The 17,193-nt window shown below is 73.2% G+C and carries 9 protein-coding genes; 8 read left to right on the forward strand and 1 reads right to left on the reverse strand.

Features of this window, described 5'->3' with window-relative positions; translation table 11 throughout:
• Positions 1-1,042: serine/threonine-protein kinase (locus ABZ642_RS29795; protein WP_360489520.1), on the reverse strand; the 1,042-nt coding region annotated here is incomplete at its 3' end.
• A 417-nt stretch (positions 1,043-1,459) separates the two neighbouring features.
• Here ABZ642_RS29795 and ABZ642_RS29800 point away from each other — a divergent pair.
• The 8 genes from ABZ642_RS29800 (at position 1,460) to ABZ642_RS29835 (ending at position 17,120) form a co-directional block, all read left to right on the forward strand.
• Positions 1,460-5,155 carry an FHA domain-containing protein gene (locus ABZ642_RS29800; protein ID WP_360489521.1) on the forward strand — a complete coding sequence of 1,232 codons (3,696 nt, stop codon included), beginning with the start codon at positions 1,460-1,462 and terminating at the stop codon, positions 5,153-5,155.
• Positions 5,156-5,306: 151 nt separating this feature from the next.
• The gene (locus ABZ642_RS29805; RefSeq protein ID WP_360489522.1) at positions 5,307-6,689 is read left to right on the forward strand and encodes an ABC transporter substrate-binding protein; all 1,383 of its coding nucleotides are present in this window, start codon (positions 5,307-5,309) and stop codon (positions 6,687-6,689) included.
• A 7-nt stretch (positions 6,690-6,696) separates the two neighbouring features.
• A complete protein-coding gene (locus tag ABZ642_RS29810) occupies positions 6,697-8,028 on the forward strand; it encodes a sugar ABC transporter permease (protein WP_360489523.1) in 1,332 nt (443 codons plus the stop codon).
• On the forward strand, positions 8,025-8,864 hold the full coding sequence (locus ABZ642_RS29815; protein WP_360489524.1) for a carbohydrate ABC transporter permease: 840 nt from the start codon (positions 8,025-8,027) through the stop codon (positions 8,862-8,864). The genes ABZ642_RS29810 and ABZ642_RS29815 overlap by 4 nt, the downstream gene beginning before the upstream one ends.
• Before the next feature lie 184 nt (positions 8,865-9,048).
• On the forward strand, positions 9,049-11,310 hold the full coding sequence (locus tag ABZ642_RS29820) for a bifunctional glycosyltransferase family 2 protein/CDP-glycerol:glycerophosphate glycerophosphotransferase (protein ID WP_360489525.1): 2,262 nt from the start codon (positions 9,049-9,051) through the stop codon (positions 11,308-11,310).
• A gap of 124 nt (positions 11,311-11,434) precedes the next feature.
• Positions 11,435-13,636, forward strand: a complete 2,202-nt coding sequence (locus ABZ642_RS29825; protein WP_360489526.1) for a bifunctional glycosyltransferase family 2 protein/CDP-glycerol:glycerophosphate glycerophosphotransferase — start codon at positions 11,435-11,437, stop codon at positions 13,634-13,636.
• A gap of 2 nt (positions 13,637-13,638) precedes the next feature.
• Positions 13,639-15,828: a CDP-glycerol glycerophosphotransferase family protein gene (locus ABZ642_RS29830; RefSeq protein ID WP_360489527.1), complete on the forward strand. Its 2,190-nt coding sequence runs from the start codon at positions 13,639-13,641 to the stop codon at positions 15,826-15,828.
• Positions 15,825-17,120 carry a hypothetical protein gene (locus ABZ642_RS29835; RefSeq protein ID WP_360489528.1) on the forward strand — a complete coding sequence of 432 codons (1,296 nt, stop codon included), beginning with the start codon at positions 15,825-15,827 and terminating at the stop codon, positions 17,118-17,120. Before ABZ642_RS29830 ends, ABZ642_RS29835 begins: the two co-directional genes overlap by 4 nt.
• Positions 17,121-17,193 lie beyond the last annotated feature (73 nt).

The raw sequence follows: 17,193 nt of genomic DNA on the forward strand, positions 1-17,193 counted from the left end.
GGGCCGCCGTGGAGATGGCCGGGTACGCCGACGAGCACGGGGTCACCACGGTCCATGGGTCGTACGACCCGAACGCGCCGGTGTTCGGCAGCACCTGCGTGGGGTCGGCCGACCCCGGTACGGCCGTCGGCGCCGGGTCGGGGGCCAGCAGCGCGCCCACCCCCTCGGCGGCGGCGATCTGCGCGGAGTTCGCGTGCACGCCGACGCCCTCGGCGACGACCCGCAGGCCGCGCGCGAGGTTCTCGGCGCTGGGCCGTTCGTCGGGGTTCTTGCGCAGGCAGCGCTCTATGACCGTCCACAGCGGGTCGGGGACGGTGGACGGGCGGCGCGGCTCGGCGCTGAGGTGCTGGTGGAGGACTTCGAGGGCGCTGCCGCCGGAGAACGGCGGGCGGCCGGTGACCAGCTCGTACAGCAGGATGCCGGCGCCGTAGACGTCGACGGCGGAGGTCTGCGGGCGGCCCTCGGCGGACTCCGGCGCCACGTACGCGGGCGTGCCGACGAACTCGTGGGTGCGGGTCAGGCCCGGGGAGTCGGCGAGCCGGGCGATGCCGAAGTCGGTCAGCAGCGGATGCATCTGGCCGTCGTACTGCTGGAGCAGCACGTTGGCGGGCTTCAGGTCGCGGTGCACGACGCCGTCGGCGTGGCTGGCGGCGAGCGCGTCGGCGATCTGGGCGGTCAGCAGCGCGGCGGCGACCGGCGAGAAGGGGCCGTTCTCACGCAGGTAGCGGTGCAGGTCGGGGCCCTCGACGAGGTCCATGACCAGGGCCAGCAGATCGCCCTCGACGACCAGGTCACGGACCCGGACGATGTTCGGGTGGGTCAGCCGGAGCAGCACGGAGCGCTCCCGCAGGAACCGCATCACGATGTCGGGGTCGTTCGCGAGCTCCTCCTTGAGGACCTTGATCGCGACGGTCTCCCCGGGCTGGCCGGGCACGGCCGCCTCGGCGCCCGCGGTCTCCCGCTGGCGGGCACGCCAGACGGTGCCGGTGGCGCCGCGTCCGAGCGGCTCCTCCAGGAGGTACTTGCTGCCTACCGGCCGCACGTCATCCGCTCCCTGCTGCTTGCTGGTGTGTCCGGTTCTTGTGTCCGACCCACTGTAGTGCCGTGGTCCCCGGCACCGGGCTGTCGTCCGGCTGTGCTTTCCCCCGCACCGTAGGCAGCCGATAAGTGTTCCGGACGTATCCCCATACGTAGGCGTTCCCGCAGTTGTTCGATGGAAAGACGCTCGCTTCGGTCCGGTGGTTGCCGGGTCCGGACGTGACCGATCTCAAGTGATCGCCCGCGCGGTATTGGTCAGGCACTTTTGGGGGCAGAGCTGACCAATCAAGATCACTTACCATCGGGGCGTGGGCGCGTTGTCAGTGGCAGGTGCGAGGATGCGTGCGACAGCAGAACTGGCCGACGTGCTCGTGGCGGTGGGGGGAATTCCGCGCCCGCGCAGAAGGGACCGCTGACGGCGATGCAGATCCGGCTGACCGTCGTAGACCCGCTGGGCCCTGCCGCGCAGCGGGGCCGGGCCGTGAGCCGGGACGTGCTGGTGACGGCGCCCGCGGGCACGGATCTGGCCGCGGTGGCCTCCGCGCTGGCCTCGGCGGTCACCGGTGACGGCGGCCCGGGCGGCCGGGAGACGAGCGGCGCCCCGGTGGTGCTGTATGCGGGGACCGAGCGGCTGGACGCCCGCCGCCGGACCCTGGGCGAGCCCCCGCTGGTCGACGGCGCCGTGCTGTCCCTGGGCGCGCCGGCCGCCCCCGAGCCGCATCCCGAACTCGACGACGCCCCCACCCAGCTCCATGTGATCGCCGGGCCCGACGCGGGCGGGGTCCACCTCCTGCACGGCGGCCAGATCACCATCGGCCGCTCCGCCGACGCCGACGTCCCGCTCGACGACCCGGACGTCTCGCGGCTGCACTGCGCCGTCACGGTCGCCGCCGACGGCCACGTCTCGGTCGCCGACCTGCACTCCACGAACGGCACGGCCCTGGACGGCACCCGCGTCACCGACCGCCCGGTCCGCCTCGCCGCGGGAGCGCTCCTGCGCATCGGGGAATCGGCCCTGCGGCTTACGCCGTCCGGGGGACCGGGAGCCCGGGTGGACACGGCACCGGACGGGGAGGGCTGCGTACGAGTGCTGCTCGGCGGTGAGGGCGCGGACGCGGACGACGGGAGCGGCGGCTTCGCGGCCGGCGCCGGCGGTTTCGCGGGCTCCGCGCGCGGGGCGGCCGCGGCCGACGGCCGGACCGGCCCCGCGGGCCGCACCCATCACGCCTACGGCACGGCGGGGTGGGGAGCCTCGGGCGGAGCGGCCGGGGGCCAGGAACACGGGCCGGCGGAGTCACCGGTCGTACCCGCGCAGGGCGAAGCGCCGAGGATCGAGAGCCGGGGTGGGCTGCCGACGGCCGGCCAGGGCGGCGGCCCGCCGCGGGCCGGGTGGGAAAGCGGGGTCCCGGCGGCCGGAGCCGGGCACCCCGGCGGGCTGCCGGTCGGCACCGGCCGCAGCGAGGGATCACCGGCGGCCGGGCACGACCCGTCCCCGTCGGCCGGACGCGGGTACGAGGCTTCGTCGGTCGGACAGCACGGCGGGCTGCCCGGCCCACGCGCCGGTTCCGCCCCCAGGCAACGCTCCGGCGACACCCACGTCGGCCGCTCCGGAGTTCTCGGCGGCCCCGCTGCCCGAAACGGCGACCCCGCCGGGCCCGCACCCTTCGATCATCCAGCGGCAGCGCGCCACCGGCCCTCCCCGGACGGCGTCCCTCCGGACGGCGACGCCTCCGACGATCCCGCCCCCTCCGCGAAACGCAAAGGCACCCCCCTCCGCGGCACCGACGCCCCCGCTCTGCCCGGCGCCCGCAGGCGCGGCGGGCTGGGGGCCTGGGCGCGGCGGCTGGCCGGCGGGCGGGGTGAGCTCCCGTCGGCCGCCGACGGCGAGCCCGCGGCCGAGGTCGGCGGCCCGGCAGCGGCCGATGTCCCCGCCCAGCCCGAGACCTGGCCGGATCCCGCCGCCCTGCTGCTGACCGCGCTCGGCCCCGGCCCCCGTCTCTGGGAGCGCGGGCCCGGCCACCCGGAGACGCTCACGGTCCGGCTCGGCACCGCGGACCGCCCGGCGCCCGGCGGCCCGGGGCTGCTCCCCGCCGTGCCGGTCACCGCCGACCTGCGCGAGGCCGGCGCCCTCGGTCTCGCGGGCCCGCGCACCCGCCTCGCCGGCCTCGCCCGCGCGGTACTGGCCCAGCTCGCCGCGCTGCACTCCCCCGACCTGCTGGAGATCGTGCTGATCAGCGCGGACCGGGCCCGCCCCCTGGAGGAGCGCACGGCCGAGTGGTCCTGGCTCGGCTGGCTCCCGCACGTCCGCCCCGGACACGGCCAGGACTGCCGGCTCCTGGTCGCCTACGACCGCGAACAGGCCGCCGCCCGCGTGGAGGAACTGCTCCGCAGGGTGGAGGACCTGTCCGCGCCCCGACGACCGGCCGGCGCCGCCGACCGCCCGAACCTGGCCGGTACGACCACGGACGCCCCGTCCGCCGAGGCCGCCCACCGCCCCTCCTGGGCCCGCGGCGACCTCGGCGCCGACGACGGCGACGGCAGCAGCGGCTTCCCGGGGCCCTACACGGTCGTCGTCGTGGACGGCGATCCCGGCGGCTCCGCGCTGCGGGACGCGGTGGCACGGCTGACCGTCGCCGGGCCGCGCGCCGGAGTGCATGTGATCTGCCTGGCGGAGACGGCACCCACCTCGCCCACCTCGCCGGTCGCCCAGACCTACGAGGCCGCGTGCGCGGTGACGCCGACGTTCCGGGAGTGCGGGGCCGTGGCCCTGCTCAGCGGGGACGTGGCGACCGCTCTGCATCTGCTGCGGGTGGCCCGCACCGACGCGGCGGGCCCCCTCGGCCCCGGCACCCTGGCCGCGGTGGACGCGGTCTCCCCCGCCTGGGCCGAGCGGTTCGCGAGGGCGATGGCCCCGCTGCGCCCCGACGGGCCGGCCGGCGACCGGCACACCCGCGTGGCCGCCCCGCTCCCCCAGTCCGCCCGCCTGCTGGACGAGTTGGGGCTGGCCCGGGCCACCCCGGCCTCGCTGATGGCCCGTTGGGCGGACGCGGCCGACGACACGGAGTCGCTGGGCGGCCGGGCCCGGGCGGTGCTCGGCGCCGGACCGCGCGGCCCGCTCGGCGCCGACCTGGTGGCCGAGGGACCGCATCTGCTGGTCGAGGGCCCGCCCGGCAGCGGCCGTACCGAGCTGCTGCGGGCGATGGTCGCCTCGCTGGCCGCCGCCGAGCGCCCCGACCGGCTCGGGATCGTCCTGATCGACGGCCGCGACGGCGTCGGCACCGGTTCCGGCGCGGGACTCGGCGAGGGCCTGCGGGTGTGCACCGACATACCGCATGTGACAACCCACCTCTCCGTCAACGACCCGGTGCGGATGCGGGAGTTGGCGCAGTCACTGAGCGCCGAGCTGAAGCGGCGGGCCGAGCTGCTGGGCCGCTCCGACTTCACCGACTGGCACGCCCAGCGGGAGATCTCGGGCCGTATCGTCGCCCAGCGCGGCCGCCCCGCCGCGTCGGGCGCCGCCGACATAGAGGCACCGCCGAGCTCCACGATCCGGCTGCGCCCGTCGGCCGGGGCCGCCGCCCGTCAACGCACCGAGGCGCCACCGCCGTTGCCCCGCCTGGTCGTCGTGGTCGACGATCTGGACGCCCTGGTCTCCCCCGCCCTCGGCTCACCGGGCCGGCCGGCCGCCGGTTCCGTGATGCGGGCGCTGGAGGCGGTGGCGAAGGAGGGCGACCGGCTCGGCGTCCACCTGATCGCGGCGGCCGGCACGGGCGGTCGTACGGCGGAGACCGAACCGGCCCGGCGGGCCACCCTGCGCGTCACCCTGGACCCACCGGCCGCGGGACCCGACGAACCGGCACCGGGCCGCGGCCGCCTGACCACACCGGACGGCCGTGTCACGGCGTTCCAGGCGGGCCGCGTCACCGGCCGCATCCCCCGCACGGCGACCCAGCGCCCCACGGTCGTCCCCCTCGACTGGCCCCGCATGGGCGACCCCCCGACCCGCCGCCCGGTAAGGGAGTTGGGCAACGGCCCGACGGACCTGGCGCTGCTGGCGAGCGCGGTGGAGAGAGCGGCGAAAGAGGTCTCGGCGGCGGAGGTTCCCTCGCTGCTGTGAGCGGGGGCGAACCCGGGTCACTGATCACGAGGCGATCACGATCTACGGCCCTCACCTGTACGCACCCTTGCCGCACAGGCGACCCCCGCGTACACCGGAGCGCACGGAACAGAGTTCTGACGTTCAACGAAGAACGACGAACGGGGAAGTGATGCGCGCCATGAGCAACACCATCCGGACAGACAGGGCCCTCACGACACTCACCGCACTCCTCGCGGGAGCCCTCGTGCTCACCGCGTGCGGAGGCAGTGACGACAAGAAGGACGACAACGGCTCGGGGAGCAGCGCCAGTACGTCCGGTTCCACCCTCACCCTCCCGAAGCTGGACGGCACCACACTCGAGGTGGCGGCCGTCTGGACCGGACAGGAGCAGAAGAACTTCAAGCAGGTGCTCGCGGAGTTCGAGAAGCGCACCGGTGCGAAGGTCACCTTCGTGCCCGCCCAGGATCCGATCATCAACTTCCTGGGGTCGAAGATCGCGGGTGGTCAGCCGCCGGACATCGCGCTGCTGCCGCAGCCCGGCGCGATCAAACAGGCCGTGCAGAAGGGCTGGGCGAAGCCGCTCGGCGCGGACGCGCTCAAGGAAGTGCAGAAGAACTACTCGCAGGGCTGGCAGGACATCGGCAAGGTCGGCGGCAAGCAGTACGGCGTCTACTACAAGGCCGCCAACAAGTCGCTGATCTGGTACAACACCACGGTCTTCGAGAACGCGGGCGCCAAGGAACCCAAGACCTGGCAGGACCTGCTGACGACCGCGCAGACGGTGTACGACTCGGGTGTCACGCCGTTCTCGGTCGGCGGCGCCGACGGCTGGACGCTGACCGACTGGTTCGAGAACGTCTATCTCTCGCAGGCGGGCCCGGACAAGTACGACCAGCTCGCCCAGCACAAGATCAAGTGGACCGACCCGTCGGTGAAGCAGGCGCTGACCACCCTCGCCCAGATCTGGGGCAAGAAGGGGTACGTCGCGGGCGACGCCGACGGCGCGCTGCAGACGGAGTTCCCGGCCTCGGTCACCCAGACCTTCACCGGCGGCGACCAGCCGAAGGCCGGCATGGTCTACGAGGGCGACTTCGTACAGGTCAACATCGGTGAGACCAAGGCGAAGGTGGGCACGGGCGCCAAGGTGTTCCCGTTCCCGGCGGTCGGCTCCGCCGCCCCCGTGGTCTCCGGCGGTGACGCGGCCGTCATCTTCAAGGACTCCAAGGGCGCCCAGGCCCTCGCGACCTTCCTGGCCTCCCCGGACGCGGCGACGATCCAGGCGAAGCTCGGCGGCTATCTCTCCCCGAACAAGAGCGTGCCGAACTCGGCGTATCCGAACGAGGTGCAGCGCACCATCGCCAAGGCCCTGATCGCCTCCGGTGACGACTTCCGCTTCGACATGTCCGACCAGGCCCCGCAGGCGTTCGGCGGTACCCCGGGCAAGGGCGAGTGGAAGGACCTGCAGGACTTCCTGAAGAACCCGAAGGACGTCGCGGGCACCCAGGCGAAGCTGGAGAAGGACGCGGCGGCCGCCTACGGCAGCGGAAGCTGACCGGGCGATGGCCGCACCCACGACGACGGCCCCCGCTCCACCGGGCCGCCGCAAGAGCGTGACCGGCACCCGCAGGACCGTGGCGTTCCTCTTTCTCCTGCCCGCCCTGGTGCTGCTCGGCGCGCTCGTGGTCTACCCGATCGGGTACTCACTGATCCGCAGCTTCTACAACGCGAACGGCGACGGTTTCGCCGGCTTCGACAACTACAAGGCGATCTTCACGGACGACGGCATCCGCACCGCCCTGAAGAACAACATCATCTGGGTGGTGTTCGCGCCGACGATCTCCACCGCCCTCGGTCTGGTCTTCGCGGTGCTGACCGAACGGATCCGCTGGGGCACGGCGTTCAAGCTGGTCGTCTTCATGCCGATGGCGATCTCGATGCTGGCCGCCGGGATCATCTTCCGTCTCGTCTACGACCAGGACCCGGACAAGGGCGTCGCCAACGCGGTCTGGGTCGGGATCCACGACACCTTCGCCCAGTCCTCCGCGTTCCCGAACGCCCACCCGGGCCGCGAGTCACCGCTCAAGCCGGACCAGGGCGGCTTCGTCACCACGGCCACCGTCCACACCGGGCAGACCGTCGCTCTCCCCCTGGTCGGGGTCGCCCCGGACCAGATGCCCGACGGCGCGAAGAAGGCCGTGGCGGCGAAGCCCGACCCCGGGAGGATCACCGGCACCACCTGGCAGGACTTCACCCGCGGCAAGGGCGTCGGCAGGCTCGGCGCCCCCGACCCGTCCGAGGTCGGGTACGACGGGATGCGCGTCGAGGCGGTGAAGGACGGCAAGGTGGTGGCCTCGGCCACGGCCGCCGCCGACGGCACCTTCACCCTCCCCGCCGCCGCCGACGGAGCGCGACTCAGGCTCCCGGCAAGCAACTTCAAGCAGCCCTACAACGGCGTCGACTGGCTCGGCCCGTCCCTGGTCACGCCCGCCATCATCGGGTCGTACATCTGGATGTGGGCGGGCTTCGCGATGGTGCTGATCGCGGCCGGACTGGCAGGTGTCCCCCGGGAGCTCCTCGAGGCGGCCCGCGTCGACGGGGCCACCGAGTGGCAGGTGTTCCGCAAGGTCACCGTGCCGCTGCTCGCGCCGGTCCTCGCGGTGGTCACCGTCACCCTGATGATCAACGTGCTGAAGGTCTTCGACCTCGTGTACATCATCGCGCCGGGCTCCTCGCAGGACGACGCGAACGTGCTCGCCCTGGAGCTGTACCGCAAGGGCTTCTCGGAGGGCCAGCCGGGCATCGCGAGCGCGATCGCGGTGTTCCTGCTGCTCCTCGTGATCCCGGTGATGTGGTTCAACGTGCGCAGGCTCCGACGGGAGGAACGGCGATGAGCTGGCTGCTGGAGAAGATCAACGGCGGTCTGGTGCGGATCTTCCTGATCGTCGTCGGCCTGTTCTGGCTGGTGCCGACGATCGGGCTGCTCGCCTCCTCCCTGCGTTCCCCGGAGGACATGAGCGCGAGCGGCTGGTGGAAGGTGTTCGCCAAGCCGTCCCAGCTGACGTTCGACAGTTACCAGAACCTCCTTGAGAACAGCGACATCACCAACTCGCTGTGGAACACGGTCCTGATCACCGTTCCGGCGACGGTGCTGGTGGTGATCATCGGGGCGCTGGCCGGTTACGCGTTCGCGTGGATGGAGTTCCCGGGCCGGGACTGGTGGTTCCTGATCGTGGTCAGCCTGCTGGTGGTCCCCGTCCAGGTCGCGCTGATCCCGATCGCCGAACTCTTCGGCAAGATCGGCCTGTTCGGGACGATCCTCGGGGTGGTCCTCTTCCATGTCGGCTTCGGTCTGCCGTTCGCGGTGTTCCTGCTGCGGAACTTCTTCGCGGAGATCCCGCGGGAGCTGCTGGAGGCGGCCCGCCTCGACGGCGCCGGTGAACTGCGGCTGTTCACCCGGGTGGTGATGCCGCTGGGCGGGCCGGCGATCGCGAGTCTGGGCATCTTCCAGTTCCTGTGGGTGTGGAACGACATGCTGGTCGCGCTGGTGTTCACCAAGTCGGGCACCCAGCCGATCACGGTGGCGCTCCAGACCCAGGTCCGCCAGTTCGGCAACAACGTCGACGTCCTGGCCCCCGGCGCCTTCATCTCGATGGTGATCCCGCTGGCCGTGTTCTTCGCGTTCCAGCGGCAGTTCGTGACGGGGGTGATGGCGGGCGCGGTCAAATAACCGCACCGGGCGCTTCGAAGAAGGGCGGGCCGGCCATCGGCTCGTCCTTCGCCGGGGGTTCGAGGGTGTCCCCCGGAAAGCACAGCACGGAACGTAACCCACATGACGTAGGGAACCGTAACCAAATCACTCCATTGGCCGTTCCCGGGCAGAACGCCCGCGCCGACCGACCCATGGATGCCCCTTGCCCAGGTTCAGTGTCATTGTCCCCGCGTACAAGGTCCAGGCGTATCTGCCCGAGTGCCTGGACTCGGTGCTCTCGCAGTCGTATCCCGATCTGGAACTGATCGCCGTCGACGACCGCTCGCCGGACGCGTGCGGCGCGATCATCGACGAGTACGCGGCCCGCGACGCGCGCGTACGGCCCGTGCACCTGCCGGAGAACCAGGGCCTGGGCGGTGCCCGCAACGCCGGGATGGAGCAGGCGCGCGGCGACTACCTGCTCTTCCTGGACAGCGACGACACGCTCACCCCCGACGCGCTGCGGGCGATCGCCGACCGGATCAAGGAGACCGGCGAGCCGGACGTGCTGGTCTACGACTACGCGCGGACCTTCTGGACGGGCCGGGCGGAACGCAACAAGGTCGCGCCGCAACTGATCGAGCAGGGCCCGGCGCCCTTCCGGCTGGAGGACCGGCCGGGCCTCCTCCGCGTCCTCATGGTGGCCTGGAACAAGGCGTACCGGCGGGAGTTCGTGGCGGAGCACGACTTCGCCTTCCCGCCCGGCTACTACGAGGACACCCCCTGGACCTACCCGGTCCTGATGACCGCCGGGTCGATCGCGACCCTGGACCGGGTCTGTGTGCACTACCGGCAGCGACGGCAGGGCAGCATCCTCTCCACCACCAGCCGCGGCCACTTCGACATCTTCGACCAGTACGACCGGGTCTTCGCGTTCCTCGACGAGCGGCCCGAACTGGCCCACTGGCGGCCGGTGCTGTTCCGGCGGATGATCGACCACCTGTCGACGGTGTTCACCAGGCGGGAGCGGCTGCCCCGCGGCACCCGCGCCGAGTTCCTGCGCAGGGCCCGTGCCCACTACCGCCGTCACCGGGCCGAGGGCGCCCCGGTCCCGTGGCCCACCCGGCTCCGCCACGGCCTCGTCCACTACGGCCTGCACCGCACCTACCGCGCCCTCCAGCTGGGCCGGTTCGCGGGCCGTCGCACGGTGAAGGCCGGCGTCAAGTCCCTCCGGGGCCTGCGCTCGGCCCTCCTCCAGCTGCACTACCGCGTCCAGCTGAGGCTGCCGCTGCGCGCCGACCGCGCGGTCTTCGCCGCCTACTGGAACCGCGGCCACAGCTGCAACCCGGGCGCGCTGGAGGCGGCGTTCCGCAGCCACGCCCCGCACATCCGCACCGCCTGGATCGCCCGCCCCGAGCACCAGCACGACGTCCCGCCGGGCCCGCGCCGGCTGCGCCCGGGCACCTTCGGCTACTGGACCGCGCTGGCCCGCTCCAAGTACCTGGTGAACAACGTCAACTTCGAGCGGCGGCTGAAGAAGCGCCCCGGCCAGGTGTTCGTGCAGACCCAGCACGGCACCCCGCTCAAGCACATGGGCCTCGACCTCCAGGAACACCCGGCGGCCGGCGCCGACATGGACTTCGAGGAGCTCCTGCGGGGCGTCGACAAGTGGGACTACCTCCTGTCCGCCAACCGCCACACCACCCTGACCTGGGAGCGCGTCTACCCCGGCGGCTACACCACCCTCGAATACGGCTATCCGCGCAACGACGTCTTCCAGCAGGCCACCTCGGCCGACGTGACCCGGATCCGCGAGTCGCTCGGCGTCCCCGAGGGCACGGTCGCGTTGCTGTACGCGCCCACCCACCGCGACTACCGGCGCACCCAGCGCCCCGCGCTCGACCTGGACCGGATCGTGCGCCGGCTCGGCCCGCGCTTCGTGGTCCTGGCCCGCGCCCACTACTGGCACGGCGGCCCGCTCGCGGCCGGGGCCCGGGTGATCGACGTCAGCGACCACCCGAGCGTGGAGTCCCTCTGCCTCGCCTCGGACGCGCTGATCACCGACTACTCGTCGATCATGTTCGACTACGCCAACCTGGACCGCCCGATCGTCGTGCACACCGAGGACTGGGACGCCTACCACGCGGCCCGCGGCACCTACTTCGACCTGCGCTCCACCCCGCCGGGCGCGGTCGCCCGCAGCGAGGACGAGCTGATCGACATCTTCGCCAGCGGCCACTGGCGCGGCTCCCGCTCCGCGCAGCTGCGCACCGCCTTCCGCGAGCGGTTCTGCCGGTACGACGACGGACGCGCCGCCGAGCGGGTCGTACGGCATGTGGTGCTCGGTGAGACGGCCGGACTGCCGGAGTTCATCCCCCTGGACGAGCGACACCCTGTTCCGTCGGCGGCCTCGGGGCTCACCCACTCCCCGCTGGCCACCGTTCCGCAACCTTCTGGTCACCTGCCCGTCACCGAGAGCCGCTGACCGGCGTTTGCCTTCCAGGGAGTTCCCTCATGCCCCCCAACACCTCGCGGCCCACTCCGTCCCGGCCGTCCACCTGGCGCCCCACGGGGAGGCCGGGCCGCATGGACACCTGAGAAAGAGCAGCATGCCCCGCTTCAGCATCATCGTCCCGTCCCACGGGGTCGCCGGCCGGCTGTCCCAGGCGCTGGACTCGGTCCTCGCCCAGTCCTTCGGCGACCTGGAGCTGATCCCGGTCTGCGACGCGCCCGACGCCCCGGCCGCCGCGGTCGCCGCCGGATACGCCGAGCGGGACTCCCGGGTGGCCCCGGTGCACTCGCCGCCGTCCGCCGGGCTGAGCGGGGCCCGCAACACCGGGATGCGGGCGGCGAGGGGCACGTACCTGCTGTTCCTCGACGGCGACGACGTCCTGGTGCCGGGCGCGCTGGCGCGGCTGGCGGCTCGGCTGGCCGAGACCGGCGACGTGGACGTGCTGTACTTCGAGCACGAGCGGGCGCCCTGGTGGGAGGGCGAGCCGGCCAATCCGGCGGCGACGCTGCCGGCGGGCACCCCGCAGGACGCCTTCGCCCCGGCCGAGGCACCCGCGCTGACCGGCGTGACCCTGCCGGCGTGGAGCGCGGCCTACCGCGGCGCCTTCCTCACGGACCGTCGGCTCCGCTTCCCCGACGGCCACTTCACGGACCTCGGCTGGGGTGGCCGGACCACTGTCGCCGCCGACCGTGTCGCGGTGCTGCGTGCGGTGGTCGTACGCCACCGGCTGCGCCGGCAGGGCAGCAGGCTGAACCTGCCGGGTGCGCATCAGCACGAACTCCTCGACCAGGTCGAGCTGGTGCTGGCGGGGGCGGGCGCGGCGCAGCTCCCGGGCGAGCGGGCGCGGCCGCTGTTCGAGCAGCTCTTCGAGGCCGTGCTGAGGACGGCCGCCCACCCGCAGCGGCTGCCGTCCGGGCACCGGGCGTTCTTCCGGCGGGCGGGGTGGCTGTACCGCACGTACCGGCCGGCCGGGTTCCGGATGCCGGGCGGCAGTCTCGGGGTGCAGCACCGGCTGCTCGCCGCGGGCGCGTACACCGCGTTCCGGGCGCTGCGCGGGGCCAACCGGGCGGCGGTCCGGGCGGCCGCACGGCTGCCCCGCCCACGGCTGCCGCTCACCCGGCTGCGCTACGCCCTCGAACTGCGCCGCCCGCTCGACGCGAACCTCGCCGTGTACTGCGCCTACTGGGGACGCGGTTACGCGTGCAACCCGGCCGCGATCCACGCCACGGCCCGCCAGCTCGTCCCGCGGCTGCGCTCGGTGTTCCTCGTCGAGGCCGGCCAGGAACACACCGTGCCCCGGGACGTCGAGTACGCCGTCATCGGCAGCCGCCGCTACTGGCAGGTGCTGGCCCGCGCCAAGTACCTCGTCAACAACGCCAACTTCGCGGAGGGCGTCGTCAAGCGGCCCGGCAGCGTGCATCTCCAGACACAGCACGGCACCCCGCTGAAGAAGATGGGCGTCGACCAGTCGACGTACCCGGTGGTCGCCGCGCAGACCGGCAGCTTCACCAAGCTGCTCGGCCGCGTCGACCGCTGGGACTTCAACCTCTCCGCCAACCGCCACTCCACCCAGACCTGGGAGCGCGCCTTCCCCGGCTCGTACGAGGCGCTGGAGTACGGCTATCCGCGCAACGACGTCTACTACACGGCGTCCGCCCACGACGTGGTCCGGGCCCGCCGCGGCCTGGGCGTGCCGGACGGCAGCACGGCCGTGCTGTACGCCCCCACCCACCGCGACCACCACAGCGGCTTCGAGCCCGGCCTCGACCTGGAGGCGTTCTGCGAGGCGGCCGGCGAGAACGTCGTCGTCCTCCTGCGCGCCCACTACTTCTACGACCGGGGCGCCCTCGCCGGCACCGGCCGGGTCATCGACGTCACCGCGCACCGCTCCGCCGAGGACGTGTGTCTCGCGGCGGACGCGCTGATCACCGACTACTCCTCCATCATGTTCGACTACGCCAACCTGGACCGGCCGATCGTCGTCTACGCCGACGACTGGGAGGTCTACCGGGAGACCCGGGGCGTCTACTTCGACCTGATGGCCGAGCCGCCGGGCCCGGTCGCGCGCACCCCCGAGGAACTGGCCCGGATCTTCCGCGAGGGTTCCCACCGGAGCCCGGAGGCCAAGCGGCTGCGGGCCGAGTTCCGGGCCCGCTTCTGCCAGTTCGACGACGGTCTGGCCGCCGAACGGGTCGTACGCCGGGTGTTCCTCGGCCAGCCGCCGGAGTCGCTCCCGCCGCTGATCCCCCTCGCGGAACGCCTGCCCGCGCCGGCCACCACCGCCTTCGTGAGGAGCTGACCGTGCCCCGCTTCAGTCTGATCGTGCCCTGTTTCAAGGTGCAGGGCTTTCTGCGCGAATGCCTCGACTCGGTCCTGGCGCAGTCCTTCCACGACATCGAGGTGATCGCCGTCGACGACCGCTCCCCCGACGGCAGCGGCGCGATCCTCGACGAGTACGCGGCCCGCGACCCGCGGGTACGGGTCCTGCACCTGCCCGAGAACGTCGGCCTCGGCCGTGCCCGCAACGCCGGACTCCCTCACGCCGGCGGCGACTTCCTCCTCTTCCTCGACAGCGACGACACCCTCACCCCGGGCGCGCTGCAGGCGATCGCCGACCGGCTGACGGAGACCGGCGACCCGGACGTCCTGGTCTTCGACTACGCCCGCACCTACTGGTGGGGCGGGACCCGGCGCAACGCCCTCGCCGAGGTGCTGAGTTCGACCGACGGCGTCTTCACCGCGGCCGAACACCCGGAGATCCTGGACCTGTTGATGGTGGTGTGGAACAAGGCCTACCGGCGTGACTTCGTCGCGGAGAACGGCTTCCGGTTCCCGCCGGGCTACTACGAGGACACCCCCTGGACCTTCCCCGTCCTGCTCGGCGCCGGCCGGATCGCCACCCTCGACCGGATCTGCCTGAACTACCGCCAGCGCCGCCAGGGCAACATCCTCTCCACCACCAGCCGCAAGCACTTCGACATCCACGACCAGTACCGGAGGGTGTTCGAGTACGTCGACTCGCGCCCGGATCTGGCGAGTTGGCGCCCGTATCTGCACCGGAAGATGGGCGAGCACTGCCTGGACATCCTCGCCAAACCGGACCGGCTGCCGCCCGCCGCCAAGGGCGAGTTCTTCCGGCGCACGGCGGCGCTGTACCGGGCGTACCGGCCCGAGGGCGCAGACCTCGGAGTGCTGGGCGGCTCGTACGCGTCGTACCTGCTGCGGCAGCAGGCCGGGCGGGCCGGCCGGGAGAGCGGACGGCAGGCGCTGCGCGTGCGGCGGGCGGCGGGCGCCCGGGCCCGGCGCGCACTGACCGGGCTGGGCGGCCACCGTGCGCTGGACGAGCGTCTTGTCCTGTACTCGGCGTCCTCGCACCGGGGCCTGCGGGGCGACCCGGCGGCCGTCTACCGCAAGGCCCGGGAGATCGCGCCGGGGCTGCGGGGCGTCTGGGTGGTGAAGGACGCGGAGGCGGCGGCGGCGCTGCCCGCGGACGTGGAGCACGTACTGCTGGACTCCCCGGAGTACCGGCGGCTCACCGCCCGCGCGAAGTTCCTCGTGAACGACGTCAACTGGCCCGGGTCGCTGGTCAAGCGGCCCGGCAGCGTGCACATCCACACCCATCGGGGCACCCCGCTGAAGTACCTGGGCGCCGACCTGCTGGGCAAGCCCGGCGCCCGGCTCGGTCTCGACGTGCCGCAGATGCTGCGCCGGGCCGACCGCTGGGACCACAGCCTGGTCGCCAACCGTCACTCCGAACTGGTGTGGGAGCGGGCCTACCCCTGCCACTTCACGTCGGCCCGTACGGGCAGCCCGCGCAACGACGTCCTGGTCCACGGCGGCCCCTCGGACTTCCGGGCCCGGTACGGCATTCCCGCCGACCACACGGTCGTGCTCTACGCCCCGACCCGCCGGGACTACGTCCGGGGCGGTCATGTCGAGCGGATCGACCTGGCCCGGTTCGCCGCCGACCTCGGCGCGGGCCACACCCTGGTGGTCCGGCTGCATCCGGCGCTGGCGACCGGTCCGGCGCGCGGGATGGGCCTGGCCGAGCTGCACCGGCGCGGGATCGTGGTCGACGCGACCGGCGAACCGCACGGGGAGCAGGTGCTGCTGGCGGCGGACGCGCTGGTCACCGACTACTCCTCCATCATGTTCGACTACGCCAACCTGGACCGGCCGATCGTCGTGCACGCCGACGACTGGGCCGCGTACACCGCGAGCCGGGGCGCCTATCTCGACATCACCGCCGAGGCGCCGGGCCATGTCTCTCACTCCTACCGGGAGTTGGCATGGCTGTTCGCCTCGGGCGGCTGGCGGGACGAGGAGTCGGCACGGCTGCGGGCCGACTTCCGCTCCCGATTCTGCGAGTTCGACGACGGCAGGGCCGCCGAACGGGTCGTACGGACGCTGCTGCTCGGCGAGTCGATGCCGGCCCCCGACGTGCGGGTCCCGGAACCCGCCCCGGGGCGCGATCTGCTGGCGTCGACGTGAGACCGCGTACCTGGGTGCTGGTCCTGGCCGCCGTGTTCGCTGTGCTGCAACTCGCCGACGTCACCGGCCGGGACACCTCCGACTCCAAGAACTACGTGTCCTACGCGCTGACCCTGGGCGGGGCGGACCAGCGGGCGGCCGCGGCCCGGACGGTCGACTGGGCGTGCGCCGGCCAGGCGTCCGAGGCGGCCCGCGCGCAGCGCGTGAACGTCGTGCGCTTCCACGCGCCGAGCCCGGCGGGGCGGGTCTTCGCCGAGTGCCGGGAGGCCGAACTGCGGCGCGTGGAGACCCGGTTGGCGGCCGGTCAGACCGACGGGCACATCGTGCCCTTCGTGGGTCCCCGGCTGCGGGCCATCTTCGAAGTGCGGCCCGGCTATCCGGTGTTCCTGCTGCCGTTCGTCACCGTGCTCGGGGTGACCTGGGGGGTGTGGCTGGCGGGTGTACTGGTCACGGTCGCGGGCGGGGTGCTGGCCTTCCTGGTCCTGCGGACGCTGTCGGTACCGGTGCCGCTCGCGCTGACCGGGCAGGCCCTGTACTACGTCCTGCCGGTGGGCGCGACCGCGATGCGGCCGATGACCGAGGGCCTGCTGCTGGCGCTGACCCTGACGGCGGTGTGGGGCTGCGCGCTGGCCCTCACCGGGCGGGCGCGGGCGGGAACCGCGCTGGTGGCGGGCGCGCTGTCGGCACTGTTCGCCGTGAAGCACGCGCAGGCGCTGTTCCTCGGGATGTGCCTGGCCGGGGCGGGAGCGGCGGTCGCCCTCGGACGGCGACGGCGCGGCCGGGCGGCCGGGCGAGGGGTGCCGGCGATCGCGGCGGCGGGCTGTGTGGCGGTCGCCGGCACCCTGCTGCTGGCCCGGCTGCTGCACTATCCCTCCGAGGCGGAGAGCATGCAGGACCTGCTGACCGACCACTACAGCCGTCCGGACCGGGTGCGGCCCTGGCCGGAGTTCCTCCATCTGGAGTGGGACTTCTGGGTGGAGTGGCTGCGCCGGCAGTTGTCGGCCCCACTGTTCCCGGCGGCGCTGGCGGCCGGGGCATGGGGAGCGCGGCGGCGGCCGGCCTTCGGGGCCTTCCTGCTGGCGGCCGCGGGCACCGGGATCCTGACCCAGGCCGGGCATCCGGACATCACCATCGGGGGCGACCGGCTGATCGTGCTGGCCTGGCTGCTGCCGGTGGTGGGCATGCCACTGCTTCTCGAGCGGCTGGCGCACCGGGTGATTCCGGTTCCCCCGCAGGGGTCACTCGACGAGGTGAGCGGGGCGGGGCTGCCGGAGGCTCAGTCGACTCGGTGAGCGGGGCTGGGCTGGGCTGGGCTGGGCTGCCGGAGGCTCAGTCGATGACGTGCGCGATGTGGGCCTGGCGGAG

The organism is Streptomyces sp. NPDC007157 (assembly GCF_040634235.1).
Classification (GTDB): Bacteria; Actinomycetota; Actinomycetes; order Streptomycetales; family Streptomycetaceae; genus Streptomyces.

Excerpts from the sequence above, each read along its gene's own strand:
- ABZ642_RS29810 (WP_360489523.1), top strand. The coding sequence starts at position 6,697 with ATGGCCGCACCCACGACGACGGCCCCCGCTCCACCGGGCCGCCGCAAG.
- ABZ642_RS29805 (WP_360489522.1), top strand. The coding sequence starts at position 5,307 with ATGCGCGCCATGAGCAACACCATCCGGACAGACAGGGCCCTCACGACA.
- ABZ642_RS29825 (WP_360489526.1), top strand. The coding sequence starts at position 11,435 with ATGCCCCGCTTCAGCATCATCGTCCCGTCCCACGGGGTCGCCGGCCGG.
- ABZ642_RS29800 (WP_360489521.1), top strand. The coding sequence starts at position 1,460 with ATGCAGATCCGGCTGACCGTCGTAGACCCGCTGGGCCCTGCCGCGCAG.
- ABZ642_RS29815 (WP_360489524.1), top strand. The coding sequence starts at position 8,025 with ATGAGCTGGCTGCTGGAGAAGATCAACGGCGGTCTGGTGCGGATCTTC.